Genomic DNA, 19,150 nt, shown 5'->3' with positions numbered 1-19,150 from the left:
CTGTGGTATAATGAGAGAGTTAGAGAAATTTAAGACATATAGGTGAAAAAATGCAATTAACATTTTATGAAGTAGCTTCTGTATTGAAAGCAAAAAATGATGTTCATCAATTTCCAGATTGTACATTTGGAAAGGCAGAATTTGACAGTCGATTGATTGAAGAAGGAGACTTATTTTTGCCTCTTAAAGGAGCACGTGATGGGCATGACTTTATTGCGACAGCATTTGAAAATGGTGCTGCGGCAACCTTGTCAGAAAAAAAATTGGGCGATTATCCTTATATTTTAGTTGATAATGTGTTGGCAGCATTGCAGCGTTTGGCACAGTATTATCTGGAAAAAATGAAGGTAGATGTCTTTGCAGTTACGGGTTCTAATGGTAAGACGACGACCAAAGATATGCTGGCTCACCTCTTGTCAACAACTTACAAGACTTATAAAACGCAAGGAAACTACAATAATGAAATTGGTCTTCCTTATACTGTTTTACACATGCCAGATGATACGGAAAAACTCGTTTTGGAAATGGGACAAGATCACATGGGAGATATTCACCTTCTGTCCACAATTGCGCAGCCAAAAGTAGGTATTGTGACGCTGATTGGCGAAGCGCATTTAGAATTCTTTAAAAGTCGTTATGAAATTGCAAAAGGAAAAATGCAAATTGTCGACGGCATGAAAGACGGGGCTCTTTTGGTTGTTCCAGCGGACAAGATTATTAATGATTTTCTACCGAGCCAGCTAAATGTAGTCCGTTTTGGTCCAGATGAAGATATTTTCCTAACGAAATTAGAAGAACGAAAAGATAGTTTGACTTTTGAACCCAATTTCTTAGATAACGCCATTGACCTTCCAGTAACTGGGAAATACAATGCAACAAATGCCATGATTGCAGCTTATGTGGCATTGAAAGAAGGAGTAACACAAGATAAGATCCAAAAAGCATTTGCAACGCTTGAATTAACACGAAATCGCACCGAGTGGAAGAAAGCTAAAAATGGTGCGGATATCCTTTCAGATGTTTACAATGCCAATCCAACCGCTATGCGATTGATTTTAGAGACATTTTCAACGATTCCGTTTAATGAAAAAGGTCGGAAACTGGCAGTTTTAGCTGATATGAAAGAATTGGGGGTTGATTCTAAACAAATGCACAGTGCCATGATAACCAGCCTAAATCCAGAAATTCTCTCAGAAATTTTCCTTTATGGAGAGGACATGGCTGCTCTATTTGCCTATGCTAAGGAAATTTTCCCGCCTGGAAAAGCCCATTATTTTGTAAAAAATGCTGAAAAAGATCAATTTTCTGACTTAGTAAAAGCTGTTAAAGAAGCACTCAAACCAACGGACCAATTGCTGATAAAAGGAAGTAACTCTATGAACTTAGCTAGTTTAGTGGAGAAATTGGAGAATGACGGATAACAATAAAGTACAGTATCTTGCCCTCCTTCGTGGCGTGATGCCAACAGGACCAAATCGGATCCCTAAGATGAGTGATTTGGTTCAAATGTTGGAACAATCTGGTTTAGATAATATTTCAAGTTATATTCAATCAGGCAATGTGATTTGCGAAACAAGCCTACCAGCCGAAGAATTAGCACAACACATGCATCAGGTGATATTGGAAAGCATTGGTGCAAATTTATCCATTATCGTAAAAGAAAAGTCCGATTTAGAAAGGGCTATTTTAGGAAATCCCTTTTCTGAGGAGTTGGATTCATCACGGATTCATCTCGTTTTTACAAACAATCTCATTTCAACGGAGCAATTGGCAGAACTGCAAGTAATGAACTTTATGGACGAAATATTTGCAGTTGGAACTGCTTGCCTTTATATGTATTTACCAAGAGATGCCAGAAAAAAGAAGTTAAATAATAATTTTCTTGAAAAGAAGTTAGGTATTGTCGCTACAACAAGAAAGCTAAGTGTTATCAAAGAATTAAGTAATAGGATGGATGAGTAGGAGATGAATCTACAAGAATTTTTTACAAGTTATAAAACGGAGGCCCCTCAATTAACTCCATTTTGGTATGGAATGATGTTTTTAGGAATCATTTATGTCATGTATAGTGCTGTAAAATATCATAAAAACAGGCGCTATCAGAACTTTTTGAAAGCTGTACAAGGTTTACAAATTTTAGTGCTTTATGGCTGGTATGTTGAGACCTTGTCACCAATTTCTGAATCACTTCCTTTTTATCATTGCAGATTGGCGATGTTTGCCGTTTTGCTACTGCCTGATTCTTCAACCTATAAACAGTATTTTGCGCTTTTAGGAGTATTTGGACCTATTTGTGCATTGGTCTATCCTTTATTTGATCCATTTGCTTTTCCTCACATCACTTTAGTCTCCTATTTGATTGGTCACTATGCTCTTTTGGGAAATTCTCTCACTTATTTGCTGAATCATTATGATAGCGAGTTATTGAATTTACGGCGAATTGTAGAGATTAGCTTTAGTATGAATCTTTTATTGATATTTATAAATCTGGTGAGCGGTGGAAATTATGGTTTTTTGAAAGTACCACCTTTAGTTGGAAGTCATGGAATGATTGCTAACTATATTTTTGTTTCATTGACCTTGATTTTAGCAATTTTCGTGGTCTCTCTGATTTTTAAACAAATCAGACAAGAACAAGAAGAAACAGTAAGACAGGAAAATTAAGCTATGCTGAATGATTTTTTAACGACTCAAAAGACAGCACCACCTCCCATTTCTGCTATGGGCTATGTGACGATGATAGGAACTCTCTTTTTCCTCATTTATATTTCAGTTCGCTATGCGCAACCCCCACTGTATCAGAAAACTTTTAAATATTTACAAGCTTTTCAATTAGTTATACTTTATTCTTGGTATTTTGGTTTCCATATTTCATTTGCAAATAACCTGCCTTTTTATCATTGCCGCTTAGCCATGTTTGCCATGTTGCTGCTGCCAGATAAATGTCGAAGCAAGCAGTATTTTGCTCTTTTAGGTGTCAGCGGGGCGATTTTTGCAATTGGTTACCCAGTTTTTGACCCTTATGATTTTCCGCATCTCACCAGTTTTTCATTTCTTCTGGGGCATTACTGCCTGCTGGTTAATTCGCTGGTTTATCTTATAAACCACTATGACAAGCAGCTGTTGAAGAAGTATGAGATTGTGGGCTACACATTTGCTTTGGATTTGTTTTTAGTTGGTGTCAATGCCGTAACTGGTGGAAATTATGGATTGATGACTCATCCCCCGCTTATAAAAGGAGACCGGATATGGGTGAATTACGTACTTGTCTCACTGGTTCTGGCCACCGCTTTGCTCCTTTTTGATGAATATTTTAAAAGGCGATGGAAAAAGCAATCAAAATTAGTTTAAAGCTTTAAGCATTACATCCTCTGTCAAATTTATTTGGCAGGATTTTTTATTGTTTTTTTTCAATGTAAAAAAATTTTGCTAGATTTTATAAACGAAAATAGTAAAATAAAAGTAGAAAGATAGGAGTGAGGTAATGGAAATTGGAAGAAAATTAAAAGAAGCACGTCAGATGAGGGGCTTGACACAGGAAAATGTCGCAGAAAAATTAAATGTATCTAGACAAACTATTTCAAATTGGGAAACAGAAAAATTTTATCCGGATATGTTATATGTTTTGCAGTTAAGTGATTTATACCAGGTTAGCTTGGATGAATTGCTGAAAGGAGATGAGCGCATGATTCAGCACTTAGAAGATTCGACGAACGTTGTAAAGAGCAACCAAAAGATTTTACTGGCTTTTATATGTAATATTTGTCTTTTATTCCTTTTCTTTATTTTTATCATTCCAATCTCCAAGAGTTATCTGCTGACCTTGTTGGCAGTAGCTCTGGTGGTTGGCACCACAGGTTATATATTAGTACAAATTATTCGTAAAATATAGGAGGTTCTATCATGACTTGGTATCTATTGACCTTGATTGGCTTACTCGTCGTAACAAATGGGCTGTTTGTGTATCAATTGTTTAAACTAGTTGAATTAGATGCTGCGGTTCGCGGGATGAAACATCCTAAGTTCTGGGGAGTTTTGGCAGCTGGCAGTCAACGGGGAGAAGGCTTGATTTTATACTTATTAAACCGAAACAAGGCTGTTTTTTCCATGACGGAAGAAGAAAAAGAAGAACTTCAAATGAGAAAACAACGGATTATTTATTTACTGGTTTTAATCATGATATTGGTAATTTTTCTCTTTGCTAGTGTAATTGTGAGATTATAAAATGTAGTCTCTTGTATCAAGAAACAGAAAATCGCTCGAAAAGAGCGATTTTTATATGTTCTAAGCAATTGAAAAAATCCTTTGAATCCGCTATAATAGGTAGGTTGAAACAAGTTAGGAGCAGTCCAATGTAATAAGAGTTTTCACAGAAATCGAAAGAAAAAGTATAAAAAAGAAAAAGAGGATATAATGACGATTCAAGATGAAATAAAAAAACGCCGTACTTTTGCGATTATCTCTCACCCAGATGCAGGGAAGACCACGATTACAGAGCAGTTGCTCTACTTTGGAGGCGAGATTCGTGAAGCAGGTACGGTCAAGGGTAAGAAGACCGGAAACTTTGCCAAATCTGACTGGATGGATATTGAGAAACAGCGGGGGATTTCAGTGACCTCTTCTGTCATGCAGTTTGACTATGCTGGAAAACGGGTCAATATTCTTGATACACCAGGGCACGAAGATTTTTCAGAAGATACCTACCGTACCCTCATGGCTGTGGATGCAGCAGTCATGGTGGTGGACTCTGCAAAAGGGATTGAAGCCCAGACTAAAAAGCTCTTTGAGGTTGTCAAACACCGCAATATCCCAGTCTTTACGTTTATCAATAAACTGGATCGCGACGGACGTGAACCCCTTGATTTGCTGGAAGAATTAGAAGAAGTACTTGGTATTGCCAGCTATCCGATGAATTGGCCGATTGGGATGGGGAAATCCTTTGAAGGTCTCTATGATTTGCACAATCAGCGGCTGGAGCTCTATAAAGGTGATGAACGCTTTGCCAGCATCGAAGAGGGAGAAAAAATATTTGGCAACAATCCCTTTTATGCTCAGGTTTTGGAGGATATTGAACTCCTACAGGAAGCGGGAAATGAATTTTCACAGGAAGCTATTTTTAATGGGGAATTAACCCCTGTCTTCTTTGGTTCAGCCCTAACTAACTTTGGAGTGCAGACTTTTCTTGACACTTTCTTGGAGTTTGCACCAGAGCCTCACGGACACAAAACCACAGATAATCAGGAAATCAGTCCGCTGGATAAGGATTTTTCAGGATTTGTCTTTAAAATCCAAGCCAATATGGATCCAAGACACCGTGATCGCATTGCTTTTGTCCGCATCGTATCGGGCGAATTTGAGCGCGGTATGAGCGTAAATCTGACCCGTATCAAAAAAACTGTCAAACTCTCAAATGTCACCCAGTTTATGGCAGAATCACGTGAAAATGTAGAAAATGCGGTGGCCGGTGATATCATTGGGGTTTACGATACCGGCACCTACCAAGTCGGCGATACTTTGACAGTTGGTAAAAATAAGTTTGAGTTTGAGCCCCTGCCAACTTTTACCCCAGAAATTTTCATGAAGGTTACAGCTAAAAATGTCATGAAGCAAAAATCCTTCCACAAGGGAATTGAGCAGCTGGTCCAAGAAGGAGCCATCCAGCTCTACACCAACTACCAGACTGGTGAGTACATGTTGGGAGCTGTCGGTCAGCTTCAGTTTGAAGTCTTTAAGCACCGCATGGAAAATGAATACAATGCCGAAGTAATCATGACACCCATGGGCAAAAAGACGGTCCGTTGGATTTCACCAGATGATCTGGACGAGCGTATGTCCTCCAGCCGCAATATTTTAGCCAAGGACCGCTTTGACCAGCCTGTCTTTCTCTTTGAAAATGACTTTGCCTTGCGCTGGTTTACCGATAAATATCCAGATGTCAAGTTGGAAGAGAAGATGTGAGAGCGTTAAAAATCCGACAGAAAATTAGGAAATCTGACGAAGAAGCGATTGCTTCTAGGAGGATTTATCTATTTTCCGAGGATTTAGCTCGAACTCAGTTAGAGAAAATGTAAGACGTTGCCAATGACTAGTAACTGAAGGTTCCTAATTGTTGGACGCTAGCCACTGTAGGGGGACTAGCTAACTGCCTTACTAACTTCGTCAGACGAATAAAATCGATTCGTCTGACTCTGTATCGTAACACTCCAAAGTTACTTGATTGCAAAGCAATCTAAGTAACTAACGCCAAGTTCTATATGGGACTTAGCTAGGTGTCTTACTAACTGCGTCGAACAATTATGATCGAATTGTTCGACTCCGTGTCGTAACGCTAGGAAAAATAGGAAGCTTTATCTATCTTCAGAGGATTTAGTTCAAACTCAATTAAAAAGATGTGAGACTTGCCACGGCATATTAACGAAGTGATTCACATAAAAACTATGCTATTGTTTGAGTTTTATCATAATGATTTTTGAAACAGAACTGGGTTAAGTGAGTTCGTTTGTTAGCATATCAAGCATTAGATAAAGAAGTACAATAACGATTGATGAAGGATTGAGCGTTTTTCTCAATCCTTTAGATTATTTAAAGTCAAGAAAGGGGAAAAGGGTGTTTATTGAAAAAAAGTTGAAAAATGGAATGTCTTGGATAAACTTAGATGCAGATATTTTAAGTCAACATCCAGATTCTTATAAGGAATACAATATTGATGAAGAAACGATTGAGTACGCGCTAGATAAAAATGAACGAGCACACATGGATTACAATCGTGAAACAGGAACAGTCGTTTTTATTTTCAACGTATTAAACTTAAAAAGGGATAAGGACTATTATGAAACTATTCCTATGACCTTTATTGTACAGAAAGACAAACTCTTAACAGTCAGCAATAAAGCAAATACTTATGTCGTAGATATGATGAAAAACTATATTGAACACCATGAGCCTGTAACAGTTTATAAATTTCTATTTGCTAGTTTAGAATTAGTGTGTAATTCTTATTATCCTGTAATTGAAAAAATGGATGAGACAAAGGATCGTATTAATCAGTTATTGCACAAAACGACCACCAAGAAAAATCTCTTTGCTTTAGCAGACTTAGAAACTTCCATAGTCTATTTGGTAGCAGCTGCAAAGCAAAATCGTATGCTGTTAGAGCACATTAAAGGACATGCAATTTATCGCCATTTAGATGAGATTGAAAAAGAGCAGTTTGACGATGTCATGATTGAAGCTCGCCAATTAGTAGCAATGACAGACTTGATTTCTCAAGTTCTCAGTCAATTGTCAGGTTCTTACAACAATATTTTGAACAACAATCTGAATGATAATTTGACTGTTTTAACAATTATTTCAGTCCTCCTAGCAGTCCTAGCAGTTATCACGGGATTCTTTGGTATGAATGTGCCACTTCCGTTGTCTAATGATAAAAATGCTTGGATTTATATAGTTATTATCAGTCTTATTCTTTGGATTGTATTGACCAAAGCTTTGAAATGGTTAGCCAATAAAAAGTAAAATACGCCAAGTGCATGAAGAAATTATCGTTTTCAATTAGCGTGTTTTCACGATAAATATCACTTTTTAAGTATAATTTATGCTATAATTCATTCAAAATGAATGTATTTAGTTTTAATCGGTAAATCTGTTTGAAAAATGTATGTATTCCGAGAAAAAGGGTTACATGCATTTTCTTCATGCGTACGGCGTGGAAGTAAAAAATAAAACCTATCTTTTTATCATTCTTTGTGTTATACTAGATAAGTTGCAAATAACTATGTTTTATAAGGTGGCTTCGCACTGCCTTTTTAGAAAGAAGAAAAAATTGAAATTTAATGAATTACATTTGTCTGCTGAATTACTAGCAGAAATTGACAAAGCAGGCTTTGTGGAAGCCAGCCCAATCCAAGAACAAACAATCCCACTTGCTATGGCAGGAAAAGATGTGATTGGACAAGCTCAGACTGGTACAGGAAAGACAGCCGCTTTTGGTTTTCCGACTCTTGAAAAAATTAACACAGAAAATCCTGTTGTTCAGGCTTTAGTCATTGCACCAACTCGTGAATTGGCTGTCCAAAGTCAAGAGGAACTCTTCCGCTTTGGTCGAAGTAAAGGAGTGAAAGTTCGCTCTGTTTATGGTGGATCTAGCATTGAAAAGCAAATCAAGGCTCTCCGTTCAGGCGCGCACATTGTTGTTGGAACTCCAGGACGTTTATTAGACCTCATTAAGCGCAAAGCACTGAAACTCAATCATGTAGAAACGCTTATTTTAGACGAAGCGGATGAAATGCTCAATATGGGTTTCTTAGAAGACATTGAAGCAATCATCTCACGCGTGCCGGAAGAGCGTCAGACCCTTCTCTTTTCAGCTACTATGCCAGATGCTATCAAGCGGATTGGCGTGAAGTTTATGAAAGAGCCAACACATGTCAAAATTGCAGCAAAAGAATTGACAACAGAACTGGTGGATCAATATTATATCCGTGTAAAAGAAAATGAAAAATTTGATACCATGACACGTCTAATGGATGTGGAACAACCAGAACTTTCTATCGTTTTTGGGCGTACCAAACGCCGAGTTGATGAATTGACTCGTGGGCTTAAAATCCGTGGTTTCCGCGCAGAGGGGATTCATGGTGATTTAGACCAAGGAAAACGTCTCCGTGTTCTTCGCGACTTTAAAAACGGAAATTTAGATGTTCTTGTTGCGACAGACGTTGCTGCGCGTGGTTTGGATATTTCTGGTGTTACACATGTTTACAATTATGACATTCCACAAGACCCAGAAAGTTATGTACACCGTATTGGGCGGACAGGTCGTGCTGGAAAATCTGGTCAGTCCATTACATTTGTTGCACCAAATGAAATGGGTTATCTTCAAATCATTGAAAGTTTGACCAAAAAACGTATGAAAGGCATGAAACCAGCCACTGCAGAAGAAGCCTTTCAAGCTAAGAAAAAAGTTGCACTTAAAAAGATTGAGCGAGATTTTGCGGATGAAAACATTCGCAACCAATTTGAAAAGTTTAGCAAAGACGCTCGCAAGTTGGCAACTGAATTTACACCGGAAGAATTGGCTTTATACATATTGACCTTAACCGTACAAGATCCAGACACTCTACCAGAAGTAGAAATCGTGCGTGAAAAGCCATTACCATTTAAGTATGTTCCGGGAGCTAATAAAGGCAATCGTAACAGCAAAAATAGACGTCGTAGTAATGATCGGTGTGACCGTACTAATGGGCGTGACAATTACAAAAAGAGTGGTCGCCACGATCGCTTTGACAAAGAAAAGCGTTACCGCAAAGACCACAAAAAACCTCGCAATACTTCAAGTGAGAAGAAAACAGGATTTGTCATCCGTAATAAAGGTGATAAGTAATTATACAATAATAAAAAGGCGAATAACGATTCGTCTTTTTATGTTTTTATAAGGAGATACAAAGTTATTTAAATACCATAGGCGTAGCAGTCTCTTGGAGAACGGCATCTAATTCAACAATATTTTGTTTACCTATTGTTTCAAGCCATTTAATTGTAGCAGCTTCGCCACCTTCTTGGTATGCTTTGGTAGCACCAGCCCAAGTTGCACGACCGCAAAGGACACCGTTGAAAGTTGATCCGGATTCCTTAGCAAAGCGAAGTGTATCTTGGAAAAGCTGTGCGGATACTCCAGCAGATAAGAAAATAAATGGAAGAGAAGTTGCATCACTTTGTTCTTTGTAGAAGGCAGCAGCTTCTTCTTTGGTGTAAAGAACTTCATTTTCTGCGAATCCTTCAACATATTTCATATTGACTGGAACTTCAACTTTGAGAACATCTACGCCAAATCGTTCTTGTGAGTAAAGCTTCATTGCTTCAATGACTTTGCGAGGTTTGAGTTTGGCATATTCCTTTTCATCTGTCACCTTGGCATCATAAGAAACCAACTCAAGGAAAAATGGCATGTCTTCTGCTTTACATTCAGAAGCAATCCGTTCGATAAAGGCTTCTTTGATGTCATTGACTGCTCTAGCTTCGTCAATATCTATATAGAGTAAGACTTTCACAGCATCAGCACCGTTTGCTTTGAGGCGTTGGACGGAGACATTTTCGACGAGGTCAGGATAGCGACCGGGAACAGTTTTGTCATAACCTGTTTTTTCATAGGCAACTAATAATCCAGCGTTTTTATCACGAGCTTCCGCCGCTTTCCAACCTAACTCTGGATCAAGAAGAATAGAAGAAGCGTATTTTGTTAAGTATTTCGAAACTAGCACTTTAAAGGTTTCCAATTGTTCAACTGGAGTATCTTCACCAAGCATACGACGCAAAGCCCCTCGTTGGTCAATAGCCAAAGCGCCGATAATTCCGTTTTTATCACATAAACGTTTTAATTTTTTTTGTTTTGTTGTCATCTTCAGACTCCTTTTGTTTTGTATAGTTCAATTATAGAACACAAATAAAACAAAGTCAAACAATATTTTACAAAAATCAAAAAAATATTGTTTTTAATTTTTCAAAATGAATAAATTGTTGTATAATATATTTGAGGAATAAAATTATATAAAACTAGAAAGGAGACAAAATGAAAGAAGGACGGCATAGAGTGATTCTCCAAGAATTGGATCAGCAAGGAGTGGTTTCTGTTAAGAACTTAAAAGAGTTACTAGATGTAACAGATATGACGATACGTCGTGATTTGATTGACTTGGAAAAGCAAGGTTTGTTGACTCGTGTTCATGGAGGAGCTCACAAAAAAGTAAAAAATGGCTTGAATGAAGCCTCCCATACTGAAAAAACGATGTTAAATATTGAAGAAAAACGAACAATTGCTCAAAAATGTGCCAATTTGATTTTTTCTGGTGATACAGTTTTTATCGGTTCGGGAACAACGACGGATTTTATCGGAGATTATTTGGCTGATAAAAGTGTGAGTATTGTGACAAATTCGCTTCCTATTTTTGAAAAATTAAAAGATAATCCCAATTGTGATATTATCCTGATTGGCGGTCGTTATCGGGTGAAGACACAAACGTTTGTCGGACAATTTGCTAATAAATTATTGAAAGAAATCAAAGTTTCTAAAGCATTTATTGGTGTCAATGGAATTGACGGTCATAATGTCACGACTGCCAATGAAGAAGAAGGAAATGGCAATGCTATTATCTTGAACAATGCGATTGAAAAGTACATTGTGGCAGATAATAGCAAATTTGACAGCTATTCCTTCTATTGTTTCTATCAGTTGGATGATTTGGATGCAGTAATCACAGATGATCATATCTCACCAAAGGTCAAAGAAAAGTATAAATCATATACAAATGTTTTATAGTTAATATTTTAATCACCTGTTCATAGAGGAACAGGTGATTTTTGTTTTGTATCTTTCGTGCGGTATTGACACATCCTATTTAAAAACAGGCCATGTCCATATTAGACTGAGCCTGTTTTTCTGAGTATTGAGTTTTTAGTCGTGGTATTCACCGCGAGCCCATTTAGCATTTTCTTCATCGAAAATATGGTCATTTTTAGCGATTTCAGGATTAACTTCAATGCTATTATCGATTTTTTCAATCAATTGTTTGTTGGCTTCTGTTGGTTCGTACTCTGTTTCAAGAAAGACATCAACGATATTATGAATCAGATTTTGACCAAGAATACGTCCACCAAAAGCGATGATATTTGCATTGAGTTCTTTCTTTGCATAGCGTGCGGTTAGAACGTCACCAACAAGAGCTACACGAGTACCGGGAACTTTGTCAGCAGAAGCAGAGATACCGACTCCTGTACCACAAAGGGCAATTCCAAGATCAGCTTTTCCTGAAACAACATCTTCTGCAATCAGACGACCAAAGATTGGGTAATGAGTCCGGTGAAAGTCATAGGTTCCGACATCAATGACTTCATGACCGAGGTCTTTTAAATGTTCAGAAATTTTCATTTTTGTATCTGTTACGATATGGTCACAGCCGAGAGCGATTTTCATAATTTTTCCTCCTACCCTTTAACATAATTTATTAAGCATATCAATGCGAACTTGGTGGCGTCCAGCATCATAGTCAGCTTTTAAATAAGCTTCTGCACAGGCATTTGCCAATTCTTCACCGAGAATAGCTGCACCGAGAGTGATAATGCGTGTAGAATTGTGACGAATGGTCATCATGGCAGAATGCTCATCTGAAACAGCAGCACAAATGATGCCACGGTGTTTATTCGCAACCATATAAGAACCAATTGCAAAGCGATCAAACAAAATACCACGGGCAGTATCATCTTTTCGCAATTCTTCAACAAGAGCATCTGTAGAGTCGACAAAATCAGCAGCACCTTCTTGTTCGTTGAGATCTTTAATGTCATAACCAAGTTGGAGTAAATGAGTTTTTACTTTATTTTTTAACTCAAAACCATCACGGTCTGTACCTAGTATAACTTTCATTGTTATACCTCCTTTTTTTATTTCACAACAACATCATAACATCTCACGCAAATATTGTCAAACAAAAAATAACATAAAAAAACAAAACAAACTATTGACACCGTTTACACATAATGATATAATTTGATTATAAACAAAATAGAACAAAATAGAAGGAGGCTATGATGGAACTTTATCAGTTGTTCGATAAAGATTTAGTCTTTTGTCTGCATGCTGACAGTCAAGAAGAGCTTTTCAATCAGGTTGCAAATCTCCTTGAGGAGAGGCACATTGTAACGTCTTCTTATAAAGACGCCTTGATTGAGCGAGAGAAGTCCTTTCCTACGGGGCTGGACATGAAATTTTTAGGGAAAGATTTGCCGAATGTAGCAATTCCGCATACGGATATTGTCCATAATTTAGCAGAAAAGGTGGTTGTAGTCCGCTTAGATCAGCCGGTGACTTTTCATAATATGATTGTTCCGTCAAATGAAGTACAAGTATCGCTTTTGTTCTTCATTATCAATAATTCTAATGCCAGTCAAACGAATATATTGGCTCAATTGATGGATTTCTTTACTGCTGACGGCAACCTAGAGTCCTTATCCGAGCTGGATGAGGCAGATAAACTATTTCATTATATATCGGAAACAATAAATCATTAAAAATAAAAATGGAGGATGTTACAATGATTAAAATTTTAGCAGCTTGCGGAGCAGGAGTAAACTCAAGCCACCAAATCAAAAATGCTCTTGAAGAAGAACTTTCAAATCGCGGCTATGATGTCCAATGCGATGCGGTAATGGTCAAAGATGTGAATGAAGACTTGATAAAAGGTTATGATATTTTCACACCAATAGCAGCCACGGATTTGGGATTTGAACCGGGGATTCCTGTTATTGAAGCAGGACCAATTTTATTCCGTATTCCAGCCATGAGTGCACCAGTATATGACAATATTGAAGCAGCTATTAAGGAACATGGACTTAGTTAAAGTAATTCATTAGAAAAAAACAAAAAAATGAAAAATTGAAACGCTAGATAAAAACAATTTTTATCTACTGAAATAGTTATTTCACTTTTCATTCACTATCATTCAAAAAATAAAATCGGGAGGATTTTTTATGAATGTCATTATTGACTTAGCGAATCGCTTCTTTAAACCCATTTTGGATATGGGTGCACCAATTATCATGTTGATAGTCTTGACGGTGCTTGCTTTATGCTTTGGAGTGAAGTTTTCCAAAGCTTTGGAAGGTGGTATTAAACTTGCCATAGCTCTTACGGGTATTGGTGCCATTATCGGTATGTTAAATGGTGCTTTCTCGGCTTCACTTGCGAAATTCGTTGAAAATACAGGAATTCAACTTAATATTACAGACGTTGGTTGGGCACCATTGGCGACGATTACATGGGGTTCTGCTTGGACGCTTTACTTCTTACTCATTATGCTCATCGTCAATGTTGTGATGTTGATTACAAAAAAGACAGATACCTTAGATGTTGATATTTTTGATATTTGGCATCTATCAATCACAGGTCTATTGATCAAATGGTATGCGGACAATAATGGTGTTAGCCAAGGTGTTTCTCTCTTTGTCGCAACGCTTGCTGTTGTACTCGTTGGAGTAATGAAAATTATTAACTCGGATTTAATGAAGCCAACATTTGATGACTTGCTCAATGCACCAAGTTCGTCTCCAATGACATCTACTCACATGAACTACATGATGAATCCAGTCATTATGGTTTTGGATAAGATTTTTGATAAATTTTTCCCTTGGCTGGATAAGTATGATTTTGACGCTGCCAAGCTGAATAAGAAAATTGGTTTCTGGGGCTCTAAATTCTTCATTGGATTTATCCTTGGGATTGTAATTGGAATTATGGGAACGCCGCATCCAGTATCTGGCGTTGCCGAAGCAGCAAAATGGTCACTTGTTATCAAAGGTTGGTTGTCTCTTGGTTTGACAGCTGGTGTCTGCTTGGAATTGTTCTCACTTATTGGTTCTTGGTTCATCGCGGCAGTAGAACCTCTTTCACAAGGAATTACAAATGTTGCAACAAAACGTCTTCAAGGACGTAAATTCAATATTGGACTTGACTGGCCATTTATCGCAGGTCGTGCAGAAATCTGGGCATGTGCCAATGTTTTAGCACCAATTATGCTAGTAGAAGCAGTCCTTCTTTCTAAAGTCGGAAATGGTATTTTGCCACTTGCTGGGATTATTGCAATGGGTGTTACTCCAGCACTTCTGGTTGTTACACGTGGTAAGCTTATCCGAATGATTGCATTTGGAACTTTGTTGCTTCCGCTCTTCCTTCTATCTGGAACACTTATTGCGCCATTTGTTACGGACTTAGCGAAAGGCGTAGATGCATTTCCTAAAGGGGTAGCTAGCACACAATTGATTACCCACTCTACTCTTGAAGGTCCAATTGAAAAATTACTTGGTTGGACAATCGGAAATGCTACAACAGGCGATATCAAAGCTATCTTTGGTGTTATTGTCTTTCTAGTGTTCTATATTGGTATCTTTGCTTGGTATAGAAAACAAATGATTAAGCGAAATGAAGAATACGCTACAAATGCAAAATAGAATAATAAGATAACAATAAGCTGGACTATTCCTTTTGAAATAGTCTGGCTTTTGATTGAAAAAAAGAAAGGAAGAAACATGATCCATTTAGTTTGTCCAAATCCAGCTTTGGATCGGACAGTTTTACTTAGTCAGTTTAAAGAAGATGTGGTCAACCGACCAAGTCAAGTGCATGAAAATGCTGGCGGAAAGAGTTTTAATGTGGCTTATGTCCTGAATTGCGAAAAAGGCGAAGAACAAGGAAATTTTTGCATTCATACAATGTTAGGTGGCAAAATGGGCGAATATATTCAACGATTAAATGAAGAAGACGGTATTCCGCTCGTTGTGACAGAAGTTGATAAAAATACGCGTACTTGTACAATTATGATTGATACAGAATTAGGAAACACCTATCTTGTGTATGAAGCGGGATTTGAGCTGAATAAGGATTTATTAGAACAATTCACTGCAAATCTTATAAAGCGCATTCAATCTGGCGATAGCGTTGTGTTTTCTGGCTCTTTGATGAAAGGGATGCCAGATGATTATATTGCACAAATTGGTCGTCTTTTGCCAGAGAATGTGAATTTAGTAGTAGACACAAGCGGTGTCGCACTAAAAGCAGCTTTTTCAGCACAACCTGACATTGTAAAAATTAACGATGAAGAATTGGCAGAATTAACAGGATGTCCAGTTGAAACTGCAGAAGAAGCAGCAAAACTTCTCAAAGAATATGATGAAATTCCCTATTTCATTGTGACAATGGGAGGAAAAGGAGTCGTAGCACGCCTGCAGGATGATGTTTTCCAACTGACGTTTCCAACAATTCATGTTAAAAATCCTATTGCGTCAGGCGACTTTTTCCTTGGAAGTCTCTGCCATGCTTTAGAAAGTAAGGAGAGAGTTGATAGAGAGGCTGTCATTCGTGCCTGTGCTTATGCAACAGCTAACTGCCTGCAATGGACTCCAAAAGTAGACCCAGCCGATGTAAAACGAATTGTAGACGAAATCGAACTAACAACATTGTAAATTCTTTCTACAGTTTATATGATATTTTTTGAATGTATTGACTTAGGAAATCCCCACTTTATATAATAAAATAGATTATTTTATTATAAGGAGGTCGTATGACTTTATCAGGACTTATTGTTTTAGCGGTATTTGTATTTCGGTTGGTATTTCTAAAAATATCGATGAAGAATGAGAAAGCGATATTGGCAAATGGTGGGCGCGAATATGGCGTGCAAAATACCAAGTATATCACTATTCTTCACATTTTATTTTACCTTTCTTGCTTTGCTGAAGCTACGATACGTCAGGTTTGGTTTGACGCACTTAGTGCTATAGGTTTGGGGCTATTGCTATTTTCAATGTTTATGCTCTATGTTGTGACGCAATTATTAGGGGACATTTGGACAGTGAAATTGATGCTTGTAAACGATCATAAGTTTGTCGATCATTGGCTTTTCCGCTATGTGAAACACCCAAATTATTTCTTGAATATCGTTCCAGAGTTGATTGGTTTAGCATTACTTTGTCATTCACTAATTTCATTTTGTATTCTATTTCCTCTGTATGTGGTAGTTTTGTATAATCGCATCAAGGAAGAAGAGAAACTGCTCAAAGAAGTCATTATCCCAAATGGTATTGCGCAGAAGTAAGTTATTTTTTTAAGTGTAGAATGAAAGATTTTAAATTTATACAAATTATCCATTTTGTATAAATTTTTAAAAAATAAAGTAAGAAAGGGCTTACAAAAGTTTGAAAATGTGTTAAACTCTATTCATAAAGTTAAATAAAACATGGATTGTAACTAAGAAATTAGGCGAGACCATAAATGACCCAAGTAAAAAGTCTTGGTTTGTTTATGGCTTTTTTTATGTTTTACAGAAAGATTGTTAGGAAGGAGGACACGAATGTTTCGAATTGTCCAGCCACTAAATAATAATGTTGCGGTGGTCAAAAATAAAAGTGGTGAACAGGCTGTTGTCATGGGGCTCGGTATCATTTTTAAAAAGAAAAAAGGGGATTTGCTGGCAGAAGAACGCGTAGAAAAAGTCTTTCAACTAAAAAGTGAAGAATCGCGCGAAAACTTTTCTGCTTTGTTAAAAGATGTTCCCTTGGACTTTATCACGACTAGTTATGAAATTATTGATTATGGTATTCAACAGTTCCAATTTCCAGTTCAAGAGTACATCTATGTAACTTTGACAGATCATATTTATTGTAGTTATCAAGCGCTGCAAAGAAATACTTATAAAAGTAATCACTTGCCGGATATGTCGGAGCAATATCCGACGGAGTACAAAATTGCTGAGCATGCTTTGGTGATTTTAAAAGAAAAATTGGATGTGGATTTTCCAAAAGATGAGATTGGGCGGTTAGCCTTACAGTTTATCAATGCGAAAGGCGAAGATGTCGTGATTAGTAAAGATGAACAAACACTGACCCGACAAATGATTGCTTTGGTGCAAGAGGAACTTTTAAAACATGGTATTAAGCGGACAAAAAAGAATAGTAATTTTTATGATCGTTTAATGATTCATTTGACGTACTTTATTGAGCGTTTGGATCAAGATGACAGTGATTCAAAAGTCTCAATGAAGAGTTTGGAAGAACATATCAAAAAGGATTATCCAGAAGCCTATCAGATTGGTGAAGATATTTATGAAGTCATTCATCAGCATTTGGGTGGGGGACTTCATCCAAATGAGAAAGTGTATTTGGTGATTCATATTCAAAGATTATTGTAAAGGAGAAGACATGTTTCAATTACCAGAAGATTTTATTTTTGGCGGTGCAACAGCTGCTTATCAAGTAGAAGGAGCTACAAAAGAAGGTGGAAAAGGTCCGGTCGCTTGGGATGAATTTTTAGAAAAACAAGGACGATTTTTGGCAGATCCAGCCAGCGATTTTTATCATCAATATTCAAAAGATATTGAGTTGTGTGAGGAGTTTGGCGTCAATGGTTTGCGCTTGTCTATTGCTTGGAGTCGGATTTTTCCGAATGGACGTGGTGAAGTGAATCAAGAAGGAGTAGATTTTTATCACCGTGTTTTTGCTGAATGTGCGAAACACCACGTCCTGCCGTTTGTTACATTGCATCACTTTGATACTCCGAAAATTTTGTTTGATCAAGGTGATTTTCTCAATCGTGATACGATTGAAGCGTTTGTGGAATATGCTGAATTTTGTTTTCAAGAATTTCCAGAGGTTCATCATTGGAGCACTTTTAACGAAATTTATCCTGTGGCGACCAATCAATACTTGCTCGGTGTCTTTCCTCCGGGGATTCAGTACGATTTGAGTAAGGTGATTCAATGCCTGCACAATATGATGTACGCGCATGCGCGTGTAGTAAATCTTTTTAAGGAAAAGGGTTACCTCGGTGAAATTGGAGTGGTGCATTCTTTGGAAACAAAATATCCAGCAACAGACAGCGAAGAAGATAAGTATGCAGCTTTTCTGGATGATGCGCTTTCTATTCGTTTCTTGCTAGATGCTACTTATCTAGGTTATTATTCAAACGAAACAATGGAAGCTCTTAATAAAATTTGCGCTGCTAACAATGCTAGTTATGAATTCCTTGAAAGCGACTTTGAAGAAATGAAAAAAGCTAGTCACCGAAATGATTATCTTGGAATCAATCATTATCAATGTCATTTTGTTAAGGCTTATCAGGGCGAATCAACTATTCATCATAATGGAACGGGTGATAAAGGCACTTCAGTTTATAAAGTGAAAGGCATTGGAGAACGGATTTACAAGGAAGGGATTGAACGAACAGACTGGGATTGGATTATTTACCCAGAAGGCTTGTATGACCTTTTATTGAGAATTAAGAAAGACTATCCACATTATCAAAAGATTTATATCACTGAAAATGGAATGGGCTATAAAGATGAGTTTGACAATGGTATCGTCATGGATAAGCCACGGATTGATTATTTGAAAGTGTATTTGCAATCTTTAAGCAAAGCTATTGATGCCGGTGTTGTGGTAAAAGGGTATTTTCTTTGGTCTTTGATGGATGTTTTCTCGTGGTCAAATGGCTACAATAAACGCTATGGCTTGTTTTACGTTGATTTTGAAACTCAAAAGCGTTACCCTAAGGAATCCGCTTATTGGTACAAGCATGTTAGTGAAACAAAGATTGTGATTTAAGAAGGGAGAT

20 protein-coding genes are annotated in these 19,150 nt (G+C 37.3%); 17 read left to right on the top strand and 3 right to left on the bottom strand.

Annotated elements, in window-relative coordinates; all coding sequences use genetic code 11:
• Positions 1 to 50 precede the first annotated feature (50 nt).
• The 9 genes from murF (at position 51) to HMPREF2933_RS05060 (ending at position 9,379) form a co-directional block, all read left to right on the top strand.
• Positions 51 to 1,421 carry a UDP-N-acetylmuramoyl-tripeptide--D-alanyl-D-alanine ligase gene (murF, locus tag HMPREF2933_RS05100; protein WP_024052822.1) on the top strand — a complete coding sequence of 457 codons (1,371 nt, stop codon included), beginning with the start codon at positions 51 to 53 and terminating at the stop codon, positions 1,419 to 1,421.
• A complete protein-coding gene (locus HMPREF2933_RS05095; protein WP_024052821.1) occupies positions 1,411 to 1,962 on the top strand; it encodes a DUF1697 domain-containing protein in 552 nt (183 codons plus the stop codon). The genes murF and HMPREF2933_RS05095 overlap by 11 nt, the downstream gene beginning before the upstream one ends.
• Positions 1,963 to 1,965: 3 nt before the next feature.
• Positions 1,966 to 2,664: a YwaF family protein gene (locus HMPREF2933_RS05090; protein WP_024052820.1), complete on the top strand. Its 699-nt coding sequence runs from the start codon at positions 1,966 to 1,968 to the stop codon at positions 2,662 to 2,664.
• 3 nt (positions 2,665 to 2,667) lie between these two features.
• On the top strand, positions 2,668 to 3,351 hold the full coding sequence (locus HMPREF2933_RS05085; RefSeq protein WP_024052819.1) for a YwaF family protein: 684 nt from the start codon (positions 2,668 to 2,670) through the stop codon (positions 3,349 to 3,351).
• 133 nt (positions 3,352 to 3,484) lie between these two features.
• Entirely contained in the window at positions 3,485 to 3,892 is a 408-nt protein-coding gene (locus tag HMPREF2933_RS05080; RefSeq protein ID WP_024052818.1) for a helix-turn-helix transcriptional regulator, read from the top strand.
• 11 nt (positions 3,893 to 3,903) lie between these two features.
• Positions 3,904 to 4,224 (top strand): hypothetical protein, encoded by a 321-nt coding sequence (locus HMPREF2933_RS05075; protein WP_024052817.1) that lies wholly within the window; start codon positions 3,904 to 3,906, stop codon positions 4,222 to 4,224.
• Positions 4,225 to 4,413: 189 nt separating this feature from the next.
• A complete protein-coding gene (locus tag HMPREF2933_RS05070; protein WP_024052816.1) occupies positions 4,414 to 5,958 on the top strand; it encodes a peptide chain release factor 3 in 1,545 nt (514 codons plus the stop codon).
• Between the two features lie 648 nt (positions 5,959 to 6,606).
• Positions 6,607 to 7,515 carry a magnesium transporter CorA family protein gene (locus HMPREF2933_RS05065; protein ID WP_024052815.1) on the top strand — a complete coding sequence of 303 codons (909 nt, stop codon included), beginning with the start codon at positions 6,607 to 6,609 and terminating at the stop codon, positions 7,513 to 7,515.
• A gap of 307 nt (positions 7,516 to 7,822) precedes the next feature.
• Complete coding sequence (locus HMPREF2933_RS05060; protein WP_042754156.1) at positions 7,823 to 9,379, top strand: degradosome RNA helicase CshA; 1,557 nt, start codon at positions 7,823 to 7,825, stop codon at positions 9,377 to 9,379.
• Positions 9,380 to 9,443: 64 nt separating this feature from the next.
• On the opposite strand, the gene lacD is transcribed toward HMPREF2933_RS05060, so the two are convergent.
• Positions 9,444 to 10,394 (bottom strand): tagatose-bisphosphate aldolase, encoded by a 951-nt coding sequence (lacD, locus tag HMPREF2933_RS05055; protein WP_024052813.1) that lies wholly within the window; start codon positions 10,392 to 10,394, stop codon positions 9,444 to 9,446.
• A gap of 170 nt (positions 10,395 to 10,564) precedes the next feature.
• Here lacD and HMPREF2933_RS05050 point away from each other — a divergent pair, with 170 nt between their 5' ends.
• On the top strand, positions 10,565 to 11,311 hold the full coding sequence (locus HMPREF2933_RS05050; RefSeq protein ID WP_024052812.1) for a DeoR/GlpR family DNA-binding transcription regulator: 747 nt from the start codon (positions 10,565 to 10,567) through the stop codon (positions 11,309 to 11,311).
• 135 nt (positions 11,312 to 11,446) lie between these two features.
• Here the strand turns inward: HMPREF2933_RS05050 and lacB are convergent, their stop codons facing one another.
• Together lacB and lacA are read right to left on the bottom strand one after the other, a co-directional pair.
• Positions 11,447 to 11,965, bottom strand: a complete 519-nt coding sequence (gene lacB, locus HMPREF2933_RS05045; RefSeq protein WP_024052811.1) for a galactose-6-phosphate isomerase subunit LacB — start codon at positions 11,963 to 11,965, stop codon at positions 11,447 to 11,449.
• Between the two features lie 18 nt (positions 11,966 to 11,983).
• Positions 11,984 to 12,415, bottom strand: coding sequence for a galactose-6-phosphate isomerase subunit LacA (gene lacA / locus HMPREF2933_RS05040; protein WP_021001918.1), 432 nt, complete (start codon positions 12,413 to 12,415; stop codon positions 11,984 to 11,986).
• Positions 12,416 to 12,579: 164 nt separating this feature from the next.
• Here lacA and HMPREF2933_RS05035 point away from each other — a divergent pair, with 164 nt between their 5' ends.
• From HMPREF2933_RS05035 to lacG, 7 genes are all read left to right on the top strand, one after another.
• Positions 12,580 to 13,059, top strand: coding sequence for a PTS sugar transporter subunit IIA (locus HMPREF2933_RS05035; RefSeq protein WP_070241843.1), 480 nt, complete (start codon positions 12,580 to 12,582; stop codon positions 13,057 to 13,059).
• A gap of 23 nt (positions 13,060 to 13,082) precedes the next feature.
• Positions 13,083 to 13,388, top strand: a complete 306-nt coding sequence (locus tag HMPREF2933_RS05030) for a PTS sugar transporter subunit IIB (RefSeq protein ID WP_003023769.1) — start codon at positions 13,083 to 13,085, stop codon at positions 13,386 to 13,388.
• 130 nt (positions 13,389 to 13,518) lie between these two features.
• Entirely contained in the window at positions 13,519 to 14,994 is a 1,476-nt protein-coding gene (locus HMPREF2933_RS05025) for a PTS galactitol transporter subunit IIC (protein WP_070241841.1), read from the top strand.
• Positions 14,995 to 15,072: 78 nt separating this feature from the next.
• Positions 15,073 to 16,005 (top strand): 1-phosphofructokinase family hexose kinase, encoded by a 933-nt coding sequence (locus HMPREF2933_RS05020; RefSeq protein ID WP_024052809.1) that lies wholly within the window; start codon positions 15,073 to 15,075, stop codon positions 16,003 to 16,005.
• Positions 16,006 to 16,103: 98 nt separating this feature from the next.
• Positions 16,104 to 16,637: an isoprenylcysteine carboxyl methyltransferase family protein gene (locus HMPREF2933_RS05015; protein ID WP_024052808.1), complete on the top strand. Its 534-nt coding sequence runs from the start codon at positions 16,104 to 16,106 to the stop codon at positions 16,635 to 16,637.
• Between the two features lie 255 nt (positions 16,638 to 16,892).
• Positions 16,893 to 17,729, top strand: a complete 837-nt coding sequence (locus HMPREF2933_RS05010; RefSeq protein ID WP_070241839.1) for a PRD domain-containing protein — start codon at positions 16,893 to 16,895, stop codon at positions 17,727 to 17,729.
• 10 nt (positions 17,730 to 17,739) lie between these two features.
• On the top strand, positions 17,740 to 19,140 hold the full coding sequence (gene lacG / locus HMPREF2933_RS05005; protein WP_070241838.1) for a 6-phospho-beta-galactosidase: 1,401 nt from the start codon (positions 17,740 to 17,742) through the stop codon (positions 19,138 to 19,140).
• The last annotated feature ends 10 nt before the right edge of the window (positions 19,141 to 19,150 follow it).

This window comes from Streptococcus sp. HMSC066F10 (assembly GCF_001813805.1).
Lineage (GTDB): Bacteria > Bacillota > Bacilli > Lactobacillales > Streptococcaceae > Streptococcus > Streptococcus vaginalis.
The sequence above is the reverse complement of the archived record's forward strand: the minus strand, read 5'-3'. Positions and strand labels throughout refer to the sequence as shown.

Excerpts from the sequence above, each read along its gene's own strand:
- HMPREF2933_RS05025 (WP_070241841.1), top strand. The coding sequence starts at position 13,519 with ATGAATGTCATTATTGACTTAGCGAATCGCTTCTTTAAACCCATTTTG.
- lacG (WP_070241838.1), top strand. The coding sequence starts at position 17,740 with ATGTTTCAATTACCAGAAGATTTTATTTTTGGCGGTGCAACAGCTGCT.
- lacD (WP_024052813.1), bottom strand. The coding sequence starts at position 10,394 with ATGACAACAAAACAAAAAAAATTAAAACGTTTATGTGATAAAAACGGA.
- HMPREF2933_RS05015 (WP_024052808.1), top strand. The coding sequence starts at position 16,104 with ATGACTTTATCAGGACTTATTGTTTTAGCGGTATTTGTATTTCGGTTG.
- HMPREF2933_RS05095 (WP_024052821.1), top strand. The coding sequence starts at position 1,411 with ATGACGGATAACAATAAAGTACAGTATCTTGCCCTCCTTCGTGGCGTG.
- lacB (WP_024052811.1), bottom strand. The coding sequence starts at position 11,965 with ATGAAAATCGCTCTCGGCTGTGACCATATCGTAACAGATACAAAAATG.
- HMPREF2933_RS05050 (WP_024052812.1), top strand. The coding sequence starts at position 10,565 with ATGAAAGAAGGACGGCATAGAGTGATTCTCCAAGAATTGGATCAGCAA.
- HMPREF2933_RS05070 (WP_024052816.1), top strand. The coding sequence starts at position 4,414 with ATGACGATTCAAGATGAAATAAAAAAACGCCGTACTTTTGCGATTATC.
- HMPREF2933_RS05090 (WP_024052820.1), top strand. The coding sequence starts at position 1,966 with ATGAATCTACAAGAATTTTTTACAAGTTATAAAACGGAGGCCCCTCAA.
- lacA (WP_021001918.1), bottom strand. The coding sequence starts at position 12,415 with ATGAAAGTTATACTAGGTACAGACCGTGATGGTTTTGAGTTAAAAAAT.
- HMPREF2933_RS05080 (WP_024052818.1), top strand. The coding sequence starts at position 3,485 with ATGGAAATTGGAAGAAAATTAAAAGAAGCACGTCAGATGAGGGGCTTG.
- HMPREF2933_RS05010 (WP_070241839.1), top strand. The coding sequence starts at position 16,893 with ATGTTTCGAATTGTCCAGCCACTAAATAATAATGTTGCGGTGGTCAAA.
- HMPREF2933_RS05085 (WP_024052819.1), top strand. The coding sequence starts at position 2,668 with ATGCTGAATGATTTTTTAACGACTCAAAAGACAGCACCACCTCCCATT.
- HMPREF2933_RS05020 (WP_024052809.1), top strand. The coding sequence starts at position 15,073 with ATGATCCATTTAGTTTGTCCAAATCCAGCTTTGGATCGGACAGTTTTA.
- HMPREF2933_RS05035 (WP_070241843.1), top strand. The coding sequence starts at position 12,580 with ATGGAACTTTATCAGTTGTTCGATAAAGATTTAGTCTTTTGTCTGCAT.
- HMPREF2933_RS05030 (WP_003023769.1), top strand. The coding sequence starts at position 13,083 with ATGATTAAAATTTTAGCAGCTTGCGGAGCAGGAGTAAACTCAAGCCAC.
- HMPREF2933_RS05075 (WP_024052817.1), top strand. The coding sequence starts at position 3,904 with ATGACTTGGTATCTATTGACCTTGATTGGCTTACTCGTCGTAACAAAT.
- murF (WP_024052822.1), top strand. The coding sequence starts at position 51 with ATGCAATTAACATTTTATGAAGTAGCTTCTGTATTGAAAGCAAAAAAT.